The organism is Citrobacter sp. EC_71 (genome assembly GCF_019584005.1).
Taxonomy (GTDB): domain Bacteria; phylum Pseudomonadota; class Gammaproteobacteria; order Enterobacterales; family Enterobacteriaceae; genus Citrobacter; species Citrobacter werkmanii.
The window spans coordinates 181,682-195,957 of sequence record NZ_VDAY01000003.1; the positions used below are offsets into that span (position 1 = coordinate 181,682).

At 52.3% G+C, this 14,276-nt stretch carries 10 protein-coding genes and 1 pseudogene; 3 read left to right on the forward strand and 8 right to left on the reverse strand.

Annotated features, from left to right (window positions below; genetic code table 11):
* Positions 1 to 5: 5 nt before the first annotated feature.
* From FHD02_RS04385 to FHD02_RS04410, 6 genes and pseudogenes are all read right to left on the reverse strand, one after another.
* Positions 6 to 779: an amino acid ABC transporter ATP-binding protein gene (locus FHD02_RS04385; protein WP_042308310.1), complete on the reverse strand. Its 774-nt coding sequence runs from the start codon at positions 777 to 779 to the stop codon at positions 6 to 8.
* Positions 763 to 1,689 carry an amino acid ABC transporter permease gene (locus FHD02_RS04390; protein ID WP_137371552.1) on the reverse strand — a complete coding sequence of 309 codons (927 nt, stop codon included), beginning with the start codon at positions 1,687 to 1,689 and terminating at the stop codon, positions 763 to 765. Before FHD02_RS04390 ends, FHD02_RS04385 begins: the two co-directional genes overlap by 17 nt.
* Positions 1,690 to 1,698: 9 nt before the next feature.
* On the reverse strand, positions 1,699 to 2,208 hold the full coding sequence (locus FHD02_RS04395) for a GNAT family N-acetyltransferase (protein WP_042308308.1): 510 nt from the start codon (positions 2,206 to 2,208) through the stop codon (positions 1,699 to 1,701).
* Between the two features lie 10 nt (positions 2,209 to 2,218).
* Positions 2,219 to 4,477, reverse strand: a pseudogene (locus FHD02_RS04400) (NtaA/DmoA family FMN-dependent monooxygenase).
* Positions 4,478 to 4,502: 25 nt separating this feature from the next.
* Positions 4,503 to 5,624: an amidohydrolase gene (locus FHD02_RS04405; RefSeq protein WP_220393612.1), complete on the reverse strand. Its 1,122-nt coding sequence runs from the start codon at positions 5,622 to 5,624 to the stop codon at positions 4,503 to 4,505.
* A complete protein-coding gene (locus FHD02_RS04410) occupies positions 5,624 to 6,622 on the reverse strand; it encodes an MsnO8 family LLM class oxidoreductase (RefSeq protein WP_220393613.1) in 999 nt (332 codons plus the stop codon). Before FHD02_RS04410 ends, FHD02_RS04405 begins: the two co-directional genes overlap by 1 nt.
* Before the next feature lie 515 nt (positions 6,623 to 7,137).
* On the opposite strand from FHD02_RS04410, the gene FHD02_RS04415 reads away from it, so the two are divergent.
* Both FHD02_RS04415 and ansP read left to right on the forward strand, forming a co-directional pair.
* The gene (locus FHD02_RS04415; protein ID WP_220393614.1) at positions 7,138 to 8,679 is read left to right on the forward strand and encodes a PAS domain-containing methyl-accepting chemotaxis protein; all 1,542 of its coding nucleotides are present in this window, start codon (positions 7,138 to 7,140) and stop codon (positions 8,677 to 8,679) included.
* Between the two features lie 282 nt (positions 8,680 to 8,961).
* A complete protein-coding gene (gene ansP / locus FHD02_RS04420; protein ID WP_038640693.1) occupies positions 8,962 to 10,404 on the forward strand; it encodes an L-asparagine permease in 1,443 nt (480 codons plus the stop codon).
* Between the two features lie 42 nt (positions 10,405 to 10,446).
* Here ansP and FHD02_RS04425 read toward each other — a convergent pair whose 3' ends face one another.
* Both FHD02_RS04425 and FHD02_RS04430 read right to left on the reverse strand, forming a co-directional pair.
* Positions 10,447 to 10,668, reverse strand: coding sequence for a YgdI/YgdR family lipoprotein (locus FHD02_RS04425; protein ID WP_137398139.1), 222 nt, complete (start codon positions 10,666 to 10,668; stop codon positions 10,447 to 10,449).
* Positions 10,669 to 10,804: 136 nt separating this feature from the next.
* Positions 10,805 to 11,866 (reverse strand): YncE family protein, encoded by a 1,062-nt coding sequence (locus FHD02_RS04430; protein ID WP_220393615.1) that lies wholly within the window; start codon positions 11,864 to 11,866, stop codon positions 10,805 to 10,807.
* 262 nt (positions 11,867 to 12,128) lie between these two features.
* On the opposite strand from FHD02_RS04430, the gene pqqU reads away from it, so the two are divergent.
* Positions 12,129 to 14,249, forward strand: coding sequence for a TonB-dependent receptor PqqU (gene pqqU, locus FHD02_RS04435; protein ID WP_220393616.1), 2,121 nt, complete (start codon positions 12,129 to 12,131; stop codon positions 14,247 to 14,249).
* Positions 14,250 to 14,276: the final 27 nt, after the last annotated feature.

The following is a 14,276-nucleotide window of genomic DNA, read 5'->3' on the forward strand; positions in this document are numbered from 1 at the left end:
GTGTATCAAAGCACTTTCGACAAAAACTGCTGAGTGCGCGTGTGGCGTGGATGATTCAGCACCTGTTCGCTGCTGCCCTGCTCGACAATTTTGCCATCGACCATAAACACCACCTGGTCCGCCACTTCCCGGGCGAAGCCAATCTCGTGCGTTACCACAACCAGCGTGGTTCCCGACTGCGCCAGAGTTTTAATCACATCCAGCACTTCGCCCACCAGTTCGGGGTCAAGCGCTGACGTGGGTTCATCAAACAGCATGACGCGCGGATTTAATGCCAGTGCACGGGCAATGGCGATACGTTGTTGTTGTCCGCCGGATAAGTGACGCGACCAGGCATCGGCTTTATTACGCAGCCCTACCGCATCAAGCAGGGTTAATGCCCGCTCGGTGGCGGCTTTACGCGATGCCAGTCCGTGTGCAATGGGCGCTTCAATCAAATTCTCCAGCACTGTTAGGTGTGGGAATAGATTAAAGTTCTGAAACACATAGCCGACGTTGACGCGCTGGCGCAAAATTTCCGCCTCTTTCAGCTCATACAGCTTATCTCCCTGCCGACGATAACCAATGTAATCGCCATCAATTTGAATAAACCCTTCATCCACACGCTCCAGATGGTTGATTGTCCGCAAAAGCGTGGATTTCCCGGAACCGGATGGGCCAAGAATAACGGTTACCGTACCGGGCGGGATCTCCAGCGATACGTTATCCAACGCTTTATGGCGGCCGAAGTATTTGCTGACGCCGGTAATAGAAATATGGCCTTCAGGCGAGTGGGACATGGGCGGCCTCCTGCTGTGGACGTTGACGACTGCGTTTTTCTGCACGACTCACCCGGGCGGTATTGATCGCTGAACGTCGTTCGCTACGTGCCAGCGCGCGTTCGACCAGGTGCTGAATTAGCGACAGGACGGTGGTGATCACCAGATACCACACCGCGCCGACCATCAGCAGCGGGATCACCTCCTGCGTGCGGTTGTAGATCATCTGGATGGTGTAGAACAACTCCGGCATGGCCAGCACGTATACCATCGCCGTCCCTTTCGCAAGACTGATGATTTCATTGAACCCGGCAGGTAAAATGGTGCGCAGCGCCTGCGGCAGGATAATTCGCAGCGTACGTCGCCATGCCGGTAAGCCCAGCGCCGCAGCGGCCTCGTACTGACCGTGATCAACGCCCAAAAATCCACCACGAATAATTTCAGCGGTATAGGCGCTTTGCACCAGTGTCAGGCCGACTACCGCAGTGGAAAACTGGCCGAGTACATTGATGGTCTCAAAACTGCCCCACTGAAGCGGAGTAAATGGAATACCAATCGTCAACGTGTCGTACAGATAGGAGAAGTTGTACAGAACGATTAGCACCACAATCAACGGTAATGAACGAAACAGCCAGATGTATCCCCATGCCAGACCGTTCAGCAACCAGGAAGATGAAAGTCGCGCCAGCGCCAGCAGACCGCCGATGATAATACTCAACAGCGTACCGATAAGCGTCAGCAACAATGTTTGCCCGAGACCGGACAAGATAACCGGATCAAAGAACCAGCGGGCAAATACGGCCCATTCCCAGCGCGGGTTAAATGCCACGGACTGGATAATCACCGCCAGGACAAACAAGGCAACAACCGCTCCCACGGTGCGCATAGGATAGCGCGCCGGTACGACTTTAATGCTATCAGTCGTTTTCATTTTATCTCCTCAGGCAATTCTGGCCTGACCGGCGATGGTCAACAGTTTGGTAAAGCGCAGTCGTCCATCAAACGGCGGCTGGCTGTACTCTTCCGGATCCCGCGCCGTATCAAATTGCGGATCGTAGCCCTGACTTAAATACAGCCGGACGGCCTCCGGCTGGCGAAATCCTGTGGTCAGATATATCCGGCTGTAGCCCGCGAGCAGCGCCCGACGCTCCAGTTCCTGCACCACGCGCGCCGCCAGTCCCTGCTGACGTAGCGTGCTTTTCGTCCAGATACGCTTAATCTCGGCGGTGTCTTTGTCGTAAGGTTTGTAGGCTCCGGTGGCGATAATCTCGCCGCCACGCTCCAGGACCACAAACAGTCCCTGCGGCGCCAGATACCATTCGGTCAGTTCCACTTCAGCGTCGCGGGAAAAATAATCGCCATAGCGGGCGGCATATTCACCAAACAGACCGTTCAAAATGGGTTGCAGCTCGCTGGCTTCAGGTGAGACCACGCGAAATTGATCGCTCACGATGACCTCCTTAGTCGCCTAACCCGGCTGGGTTGATTTCAGATTGCGGAATGCGTTCCACCCCTTCCCCCCAACGGTTCAGTACCTTGTCGTAGTCGCCGTTGCCAATCACGCCGTTGAGGGCGGTTTGCACAGGCAGAACCAAACCGCTGTCTTTTTTCAGCGTCACGGCGATATGTGCCGCTTTTGGCCAACCGCCATCAACGCTACCCACCAATTTCGTTTTACCGTTGAGCGCGGCTTTCCACGCACCGATAACGTTAGGACCGAAGTAGGCATCAGCGCGACCTGACTGCAGGGCCAGAGTCTGGGCGGCATCATCTTTGGTATACACTGGCGTAAACGGCTGTAATCCTTTCTTCACGTTTTCATCGTTCCAGGCCAGCAGGATGGCTTCCTGGTTCGTCCCCGAACCGACGATAATGCGCAGACCGGCGATATCTTCCGCCTGCTCGATTTTCTTCAGCTTGCTGCCGGTTTTGACATAAAAGCCCAGGGAGTCCTTACGATAGGTCGCGAAATCGAATTTCTCTTTGCGCGCTTTTGTGACGGTAATATTGCTGATCGCGGCATCGTATTTGCCGGAGGTGACCCCCAGCGGCCAATCTTCCCATGATGTAGGCACAACGTTGAGTTCCAGACCCAAACTGTCTGCCACCAGACGGGCAATGTCCGCCTCGCTGCCGATCAGTGTTTTATTGTCATCGGCAAATACGGTCAGCGGCGGCTGACTGAGCCCGGCAATCGCCACAGTAAATTTGCCCGGAACGGCCAGGTGCAGGTTCGCGGGTAATTGCGCAATCGCCTGCGGATTTTTTGCCGTATTAATCGGCGTTTTATTGGCTTCCAGGCTTACGCCCGTGCCGTTAATGGTCACGTCATTTGCCCAGACGGTCGCGCTGAAAGCCAGCGACAGCGCGAGGAATACTGATTTTTTCTGCATAGCGTTTTTCTCTTATTGTGTGAATTGATTTGCAGGTGTTGCTAATCCCAGGCTTGCGCGCAGGGTCGTACCGGGATATTCATGGCGGAACAGACCACGAGCCTGAAGCACGGGGATAACCTGCTCAACAAATCGTGGGAAGGTATCCGGCGTTCCTCCCTGAATGATAAAACCGTCAGCGGCTTTCTCGTCGAACCACTGCTGAAGTCCGTCGGTCACCTGTTGAGGCGTGCCGCTAAAACGCGGACGCGGGCTGGCTGCTTCCAGAGCAACCTGACGTAGCGTTAATCCACGCTCGCGCGCATTGCGCTTGATCTCATCGGTCGTGCTGCGAAAGCTGTTTTGTCCGAGGGATCCCAGATCCGGGAACGGTGCGTCCAGCGGATATTGGGCAAAATCATGATGTTCGAAGTAGCGGCCAAGGTAGTTCAGTGCGTCAGTGATGGAAACCAGCGCAGCGGTCGTCTGATACTGCTGCTCCACGTCCTCTGCGCTGTCGCCAACAATAACGCTGACGCCCTGGAATATATGCAGTTGATCGGGACCGCGCCCGGTGGTTGCTAATTGGCTTTTTACATCCTGATAGAACGCTTTAGCCTCTGCCAGCGACTCCTGATGAGTGAAAATTGCATCAGCATGCTGCGCCGCTAATTTCTTGCCATCGGTTGAAGCACCTGCCTGAAATATAATTGGACGGCCTTGTGGTGTACGCCCGATATTTAACGGCCCGGCGACCTGAAAATAATCCCCATGATGGTTAAGCGTGTGCAGTTTTTGCGGATTAAAAAACTCCCCGCTTGCCTTATTACGGGTAAAAGCATCATCCTCCCAGGAATCCCACAGTCCTTTCACCACCTGTAAATATTCATCGGCAATACGATAACGCTGGGCATGCTCTGGATGCTGGGCGCGGGAATAGTTTTTTGCCGAGCCTTCCAGAGGCGACGTCACCACGTTCCATCCGGCACGACCCTGGCTGAGATGGTCGAGGCTGGCAAACTGCCGGGCGGTGGTAAAGGGCTCGCTGTATGACGTGGAGACGGTGCCAACCAGTCCCAGATTTCGGGTGATGCTGGCCAAAGCGGATAATACCGTTAACGGCTCAAAACGATTTAAAAAATGCGGGATTGATTTTTCATTAATATACAGACCATCGGCGACAAAAATAAAATCCAACTTCCCTTTTTCCGCAATACGCGCCGTTTCTTTAACAAAGTCAAAATTAATACTGGCATCGGCCTGCGCTGCCGGATGACGCCATGCAGACATATTTCCCGATGCGCCATGCAGAATAGTGCCGAGCCGTAGTTGCCGATTTTCAGCCATAATAACCCCTACCCAACAGATAAAATTAAATGTGTGCGAATGCCGTTTTTGCTAAATGAGCAAAATAGTGCGCGGCGGGTTCTATTAAACGTTCATCCGGATTAAATCCCGGATGATGTAATCCGTATTCGCTGGCGCTGCCAATACTGACGAACGCCCCAGGCGTATTTTGCAGGTAGACGGCAAAATCCTCCCCGCCCATATGCAGGTCGGCATGGTGGGTGGCGTAGCCTGATTGTTTCGCCACGGCAGTGGCGATATCAGCCCAACGATCATCGTTCACCAGCGCAGTCGGTCCCGCGTGCCAGATAACATCAATTTGTGCGCCAAAAGCGTGGGCAAATCCGGCCGCGATATCATTAACCCGAGCTTTGACCTGCTGCTGCACTTCAATGCGATGCGTTCTGAGCGTTCCTTCCAGCTCTACGGACTCTGGCAGCACGTTCCACGTGTTTCCTCCCTGAATACGGGTCACGCTGAGCACCACTGAATCCAGGGTGTTAACATCGCGACTGGCAACGCTTTGCAAAACTGTTACCAGTTGGCTGGCGAGCAGGATGGCGTCTTTGCCTTCATGCGGACGCGCCGCATGTGCGCCTTTGCCATTGATACGTAACACAAAGCGATCAACATTGGCATAGAATGCACCACCGCGCGTAGCGAACTCTCCTACCGGCAACCCCGGTTCATTGTGCATGCCAAAAATAGCCGCGACGTTTTGCAGAGCACCGGCGCGAATCAGTGTTTTTGCGCCACCAAAACTTTCTTCAGCGGGCTGAAACAAAATACGGACTCGCCCCGGTAAGTCAGCTTCCTGCTGCTTAAGCAGCAGTGCGGCGCCAAGCATGACGCTGGTGTGAATATCGTGCCCGCAGGCGTGCATCACCCCCGGTGTGAGTGAGCGAAACGGAACATCGGCGCTTTCTTCTATCGGGAGGGCATCAATGTCCGCCCGCAATGCGATGATCTCTTCTCCCTGACCAATTTCCACGACCAGACCGGTTTTCAGGTTGAATGGCAGAATCTGGACATCAGCACCGTGCAACCAGTCGCGAATACGCGCCGTCGTCGCCACTTCCTGCAGAGAAAGTTCGGGGTGTTGATGCAATTCACGACGCCAGTTGATAAGCGTTGTCGCCAGCGTCATCAGACCACCTCCACGGAGTTATGGGCTTGTGCCAACAAACGTAGCGACGTCAGACGCGCGTGCCCCTCTGCCACTGGCGTGTCGATAATGAACTCATTAATGCCAAATTGCGCGTGCAGGCCGTTCAGTTTTGCCAGCACGTCGTGGGCGGTACCGTATAATAAGGCCTGTTCACGACGTGCGATTTTGCGGGGAGAACTGCCAGCCTGCGCAGCGAATACCAGCGCCTGCTCTTCGCTGGCAACTGTGACGCGTTGCCCATTTTCTAGTTCCACGCCCCAGATCTGCACATTTTCGGCAAGCTGCGCGGCGGTGTCGTTACTGTCAGCCACAATCACCTGGACGGCGACTATCGTCGGGCGTGTACTGTGGGTCTGCCAAAAGGACAAAACGTCACGCAATAACGCTCTGTCACCGTTGAGGTGTGCCGCGAAGATGAAATTCCAGTTGTATTGCGCTGCCAACTGAGCGCTTTGCACACTGGCTCCCAGAACAAATCCTTCCGGCGGTTGCGGTGGGATTGGCGTCGGGAATACCGCTTCCCCGCTTTCCGTTCCGCTTAACGCCAGCCAGTCGTTAAGCTGGGAAAGCTGGTCAGCAAAACTGCCTTTTTCATCCGCATGAAGTCCCAACTGTAACGCCTGAGTCGACAGGGGTAAGCCGCCTGGCGCTTTTCCGACACCAAGATCAACACGCCCCGGTGCCAGTGATGCCAGAAGATTGAAGTTTTCCGCCACTTTGTACGGGCTGTAATGCTGCAGCATCACGCCGCCGGAACCTACGCGGATACGCTGGGTTTGCCCGAGGATCCAGGCGATCACCAGCTCCGGCGACGGGCTGGCCAGCTGGGGTGTATTATGGTGTTCCGCGATCCAGAAACGATGGTATCCCCACTCTTCTGCCAGTTGCGCCAGACGCAAGGTCCGGGCAAGCGCCATCATGGCAGTTTCTCCTTCCCCAACGGGGCTTTTATCCAGAATACTCAGGCGATATGACATGTTACAGGCCCATATTTGTTAACATGTCTTTATTATTAAATTATCAAATAACCATAATGAAACACTTAATTCACATTTGCTCAGCTAAAAAGTAGATAACCAGCCTTGTTGCCATCAGGGATAATACCAGTGGATTCCTTGACTGGTCAGAACACTCAATGGAAAACATGCAAAATTTATGACCTACAAAATATAATAGGGGCACGACTCTCACGGAAATAACATCAAAATAAGTTCATGCCTGTTTTCTTTTTGCGAAAACGTTTTTTAGCGCGATTTACGTTAAGTCAGGTTAAACGACTTGCAAGGTTATGCGGTTGTATTAAATGTTTCACTTTTATGACGCTTAATGGATAGTACATATAGGATTTTTTAATTTAAGCACTTCCACAGCAATGATGATTAGTAGAGAATACAGCGTTTCTTATTAAAACGGTTTAATACAGTTTTTAATATCCCCCGATTTTTATTGCGGGGATTTTTGTATGAATTATACATACCATCATGGGGCCTCTATGAAAAGTAACATGCCCGTTACACAAATTGAGTATGCACTTAACGATAAAGCGACGTTGCTCTCGACGACAGATAAAGAAAGTCATATTACCTACGCTAACACCGCTTTTATCGACGCCAGCGGATTTAACGAGCATCAGTTAATGGGCGAACCGCATAATATTATTCGGCATCCTGACATGCCTCCCGCCGCGTTCGCCGATATGTGGTACACGCTACAGCAGGGAGATAGCTGGACGGGAATGGTGAAAAATCGGCGGCAGAATGGTGACCATTACTGGGTGCGAGCCAACGTGACACCGGTCTGGCATCATGAAAAACTCACCGGTTACATCTCGGTACGGACGGTTCCTTCGCGCGATGAAATAACACAGAGTGAAAACTTATATCAAAAAATAAATAGTCAGCAGTTTAAACACTTTCGCCTTTTTAAAGGCCTTGTCATTCGTCGTGGCATATTGGCATGGGTTTCTGCGTTTAAATGGCTGAGTATTAGTCAGCGAGTTAATTATAGTTTAGGGGTAGCTGCCCTGCTGGTGCTGTTATTAATTTTTATCCCCGTCCCCCTCTTTATTCAGGCAGGTGGGCTGTTGGTGCTTTTTCTGGCACTGGCTATTTACCTTAAGTATCAAATTTGTCAGCCAGTTAATACGCTACTGACGCAAATGAAAAAAGTGGTGTCGGGTCGTAAACCTGATAGCTGTCATTTAAACAGGGTCGATGAGATCGGAATGTTGATGCGTCTGGTTAATCAGTCCGGGCTTAATTTGAATTCGCTGGTCGATGACGTCAGTACGCAACTATCCGGTATTCGCGCAATTAGCCAGCGGGTGTCAAAAGAAGGTTCTGCGTTGCACAAACGTTCAGAAGAAACCTCCGCTGACCTGCAACAAACTGCTGCTGCCCTCGAAGAAATTGGCAGCGCGGTACAGCAAACCGCTGATACCGCAGCGCATACTATGACCATGGCCGATAAAACCAGCGCCAACGCGGCAGCAGGCGGCGATATCATGAAACAAACCATTGCCATGATGCAGGCAATCTCGCGTGATAATGGGCAGATTGTCGACATCATTGGCGTTATCGACAGCATTGCCTTTCAGACCAATATTTTGGCGCTCAATGCCGCGGTTGAAGCCGCACGAGCCGGGGAATCCGGGCGTGGATTCGCCGTTGTGGCGGCAGAAGTGCGCAATCTGGCGCAGCACTCAGCGTCCGCGGCAAAAGAGATTAAACAACTGATCGAGAAGAACGTCGCCAATGTTAACAGCGGCGTCAAAATGGTGGAGAAAACGGAAACGCATCTCACCGGCATGATTGGTGATGTCTTGCAGATATCGATGATGATCAAAGATATTAGTCTGGCCACGCGAGAGCAAACCCAGGCGCTGGATCTGATTAACGATTCGATTTCACGCGTGGGGGCCATGACACATAATAACGCCGAAATGGTGGAACGCGTCACTGACGCTACCGCCGATCTGACCCAGCGTTCATCACGCTTACAGCAGGCCGTTCAGGTCTTTGGCGCATCAGCATAACGTTACGGCGCTTACCGGGCGAATGTCTTGATAAGCGCACTCCTCTGGCTGGTTAAACGCCCCCTCTCTTTTATTGGCTGAATCGAGGCCACACCGCGCCAGTTCCGGCTGCACAAAAATGCTGCATTCTTGTTATCGGGGCTTTGCGCAAGTGAACAATTGAATGTAGGATGCTCGGCCGGCAGTTTTCCCCCCGTAACACAATGAAGGGTAACGCTGTTTTCGCCGCAGCAGGTGCGGCAAAAAGGATTTTGTATTTTTGTCAGGTCAACAGGAAAAGTAATGAACACACACAACACGCAAGCCGCGGAACAACATGCGGCGAAACGACGCTGGTTGAATGCTCACGAAGAGGGGTATCACAAAGCGATGGGGAATCGACAGGTACAAATGATCGCCATTGGCGGCGCGATTGGTACCGGGTTGTTTTTAGGGGCAGGCGCACGTTTGCAGATGGCTGGCCCCGCTTTGGCGCTGGTCTATCTGGTGTGCGGTATTTTCTCGTTCTTTATTCTTCGCGCGCTCGGCGAACTGGTTTTGCACCGCCCTTCCAGCGGTAGCTTTGTCTCCTACGCCCGCGAATTTTTAGGTGAGAAAGCCGCCTATGTTGCGGGCTGGATGTATTTCATCAACTGGGCGATGACCGGCATTGTCGATATCACCGCAGTTGCGCTGTATATGCATTACTGGGGCGCATTTGGCGACGTACCGCAGTGGGTGTTCGCCCTCGGGGCGCTGGCCATTGTCGGCACCATGAACATGATCGGTGTGAAGTGGTTCGCGGAGATGGAGTTTTGGTTTGCGCTGGTCAAAGTGCTGGCGATTGTAATTTTCCTGGTGGTGGGTACCGTTTTTTTAGGCAGCGGAAAACCGCTGGATGGTAACGCCACCGGTTTTCACCTGATAACCGACAACGGCGGATTTTTCCCGCATGGCCTGCTGCCAGCGCTGGTGCTGGTCCAGGGAGTCGTCTTCGCGTTTGCCTCCATCGAACTGGTCGGCACTGCCGCTGGTGAGTGCAAAGATCCGCAAACGATGGTGCCAAAAGCGATCAATAGCGTTATCTGGCGTATCGGTCTGTTCTACGTGGGTTCAGTGGTCTTGCTGGTTCTGCTTCTGCCCTGGAACGCCTATCAGGCGGGACAAAGCCCGTTTGTCACCTTCTTCTCCAAACTTGGCGTGCCGTATATCGGCAGCATCATGAATATTGTGGTGCTCACCGCGGCGCTTTCCAGCCTGAACTCCGGCCTGTACTGCACTGGACGTATTTTACGTTCCATGTCGATGGGCGGTTCCGCGCCAAAATTTATGGCTAAAATGAGCCGCCAACAGGTGCCATGGGCAGGGATCCTCGCCACGCTGGTCGTGTATGTCGTAGGGGTATTTCTGAACTATCTGGTGCCGTCGCAGGTGTTCGAGATCGTGCTTAATTTCGCCTCGCTGGGCATCATTGCGTCGTGGGGATTTATCATGGTTTGCCAGATGCGTCTGCGCCGGGCGATTAAAGAAGGTAAAACCGCAGACGTCAGTTTTAAACTGCCGGGTGCGCCGTTTACCTCGTGGCTCACGTTGCTGTTCCTGCTGAGCGTGCTGGTGCTGATGGCGTTTGATTATCCAAACGGCACTTATACTATCGCATCATTACCGTTAATTGCCATCCTGCTGGTTGCAGGCTGGTTCGGTGTGCGTAAACGCGTAGCGGAAATCCACCGCACCGCTCCGTAAGGATAAAAAGGCCTGACTGGTTACCCCTTCAGGCCTTCTTTTTTAGTCTGCTTCAATGAGCTGCGCGACGTCGTTGCTGTTAATTTCCCGCGCATTCCCATCCTGATCGGTATAGCTGGTCATTCCCGTATCTTTATCCAGTTGTGGCTTACCCTGGGTGGTAATGGTTTGTCCGCTTTTGGTCGTCATAACGTAATTGGTCGTGCAGCCTGCCAGCGTAAACAGCATTACGCCTGCACAAAGACAAATAAATGGCTTTTTCATGGTATTCCCGCGTTATTCAGTTAGCCGTTGAGGGCGTAGTGTAAGTCCCTGAAGTTAGTCAGGCTACTGGCGGGGTGTAACGAGGCGTATCGTGAGGTTTAGAGAAATGACAGGAGGGGTTTCCCCCTCCGGTTAATTACAGCGCGATACGAATAACATCGTCCGGCTGGGTAGCTTCCTGCTCGCGGGTGGATTTCTGTTTCACGCTGACGTATAGCGTTTTACCGTCTGCGGAGAGCGCCAGGCTGTTCGGGAATGTTGGGGTCTCGAACGTTTTGACAACTTTGTAGCTTTTCGCGTCGATCACGCTTACTTTACCGGCCTGACGATGGGTTACATAGGCCTCGTTGCGCGCTGGGTTGAACAGCACGGCCAGAGATTCCGGCGCGGCGACTTTCGCCAGTACATTGCCGTTGCGGGTATCGATAACCAGCACTTCCGCAGCCTTAGAGTCGGTAACAAATGCGCGGTTACCCGCCGTGTCCAGACTCAGGTTGATAAAGAAGTGCTCTTTTCCATCATCCAACAGCTTTTTGCGGCTGAGAATTTTGTTATTGGTGGTATCGATAGTGATGAATTCACCGTCCGCATTGGCGGTGTACAGGCGTTTAGCTTTGCTGTCGATAGCCAGAGCGGTGCTCATTTTGCCAGTATTTTGGATTGTGTCCTGAAGTTTGATCGTCTCACCGTCCACTACCCAAATGACGCTCTCTTTACCAATACCGCTAATGTATACCGTGTTGGTAGCATCATCGGCGACCAGTTCACGCGGCTGCAGCGGGCGCACATCTTCAGAACGCTTACGGGCATCCAGCACCAGGCGCCCTTTCACCACTCCGGTTTTAGCATCCATCGCCGTCACCGCACTGTTTACCGTATTACCAAACCACAGCGTTTGCGTGGTGTTATTGATGGTGGCGCCAAACGGTTTGAGATCGTTGTGAATAACCTGAGTCACTTCGAGCGTCACCGGGTCAAGACGGTAAACCACGCCGCCGATATCCAGTTTGCGGCTCTGTGAGGTCGCCAGCCACAGCGCGTTCTCTTGCTGGCTGTACGCCATTTCATAGGCACCTTTGCCCACGGCTTTGCGCAGCAGTTCTTCCGCAGCCTGTGTCGTAAAAGATGATGCCACGAGCAGTGAACCTAACAGTAAAGAACCACGCAGGCGCGGCGAAAACAGATGACGTAAAGACATGACGACTCCCTTTGATAAATTCGTTTGTTACTGCTTCACATAGCTTCAATGAGCAAAATCATGGTTTTGCCTTTTTAAGAATGAGAATAGTAATCATTATTCATCGCAAAGTGGAGCACTTCTTCACATATTGACTACACTCCTTTTCATTGCCCGAAAAATTACTGCAATTCAGCAGCGCTAAAATTCATCTTTTTTATAAAAAAAATTCACATGCTTACCGTCCGTTTTCCGGCGTCAGCATCATACATTGGCCTTATTCATGACGATTTTTTCAGCCCGCTATACCGTCTTTCCTGTTTCCTTACTGCCTGTCTTCCTCTCGACTTTAGCCGCGGCAGAAAGTGAGCTAAACGAGCAAACGCTGATCGTTAGCGCGACGCCACAATCTGTTTCAGAACTGGATACGCCTGCTGCCGTCAGCGTCGTTGCCGGTGAAGATATGCGTCTGGCAACACCGCGCATTAACCTGTCCGAATCGCTGACCAGCGTCCCTGGGTTACAGGTGCAAAATCGGCAGAACTACGCGCAGGACCTCCAGTTGTCGATTCGCGGCTTTGGTTCAAGAACCACGTATGGCATCCGCGGCATTCGTATGTACGTAGACGGAATTCCAGCCACCATGCCGGATGGGCAAGGTCAAACATCCAATATCGATATCAGCAGCGTACAAAATATTGAAGTCCTGCGGGGGCCCTTCTCTGCGCTGTATGGTAATGCTTCCGGCGGTGTGATTAATGTCAGTACTGAAACAGGGCGTGAACCGCCAACCATTGAGGCCAGCAGCTATTACGGTAGTTTTGGCACCTGGCGCTACGGTGTAAAGGCCACAGGAGCACTGGGTGACGGTACTCAGCCAGGGGATGTGGATTACACCGTTTCAACTACACGATTTACTACCCACGGGTATCGTGATGACAGTAGTGCGCAAAAAAATCTGGCTAACGCCAGACTGGGAGTACGTGTTGATGACGTGAGTAAACTAACCCTGATTTTCAACAGCGTGGATATTAAGGCCGACGATCCCGGTGGCCTGACGAAGTCAGAATGGAATGCCAATCCGCAGCAATCGCCCCGCGCGGAGCAATTCAATACGCGAAAAACTATCAAGCAGACCCAGGCGGGATTGCGCTATGAACGCCAGCTTAGCGCGCAGGATGATATCAGTGTCATGGCCTATGCAGGAGAGCGCGAAACCACCCAGTATCAGTCGATCCCAATGGACCCACAGTTAAATTCTTCTCATGCCGGCGGTGTCATCACCTTGCAACGTCATTATCAGGGGATAGATAACCGTTGGACTCACCGTGGCGAATTGGGGATTCCGGTGACTTTCACCACCGGAGTGAACTATGAAAACATGAGTGAAAACCGTAAAGGCTATAACAACTATCGTCTTGATAATGGTGTCCCTGAGTACGGTCAGAAAGGCGACCTGCGACGCAATGAACGTAACCTGATGTGGAACGTCGATCCCTATCTGCAAACCCAGTGGCAATTGACGAAGAAGCTTTCGCTGGATGCCGGCGTTCGTTACAGTTCCGTATGGTTTGATTCCAACGATCGCTACATTACTGTTGATAACGGAGATGACAGCGGCGACGTAAGTTATCACCAATGGTTGCCCGCCGGATCGTTGAAGTATGCAATGACTGACGCCTGGAATGTCTATCTGGCTGCGGGGAGAGGATTTGAAACCCCCACGATTAACGAACTCTCCTACCGTTCCGATGGACAAAGCGGCATGAATTTGGGTTTACAGCCGTCCACGAATGACACTATTGAAATCGGCAGCAAAACACGCATCGGCGATGGACTTTTTACCGCGGCGCTATTTCAGACCGATACCGATGACGAGATTGTGGTTGATAGTAACAACGGTGGTCGTACGACTTATAAAAACGCCGGAAAAACCCGCCGTCAGGGTGGCGAGCTATCCTGGGACCAACGCTTTGCCACAAACTGGCGCGTAAAAGCAGCATGGACCTGGCTCGATGCAACCTATCGCAGCAACGTCTGTGGCGATCAAAACTGCAACGGCAACCGACTGCCCGGCATAGCGCAAAACATGGGATTTGCCTCACTGGGCTACATGCCAGATGAAGGTTGGTATGCGGGAGCAGATGTGCGTTATATGGGCGACATTATGGCCAATGATGAAAACACGGCGAAAGCCCCGTCATATACCGTAGTTGGCCTGAATACCGGCTATAAATTTTATTACAGCAGTCTCATGATCGACCTGTTCGGTCGGGTGGATAACCTGTTTGATAAGACCTATGCTGGGTCGGTGATTGTTAATGAAACAAGGGACAGATACTACGAACCGGCGCCAGAACGAAACTATGGCGTGGGTATTAATGTGGCCTGGCGTTTTGAATGATACTGGCGGGAATCGCTCCCGCCGGCA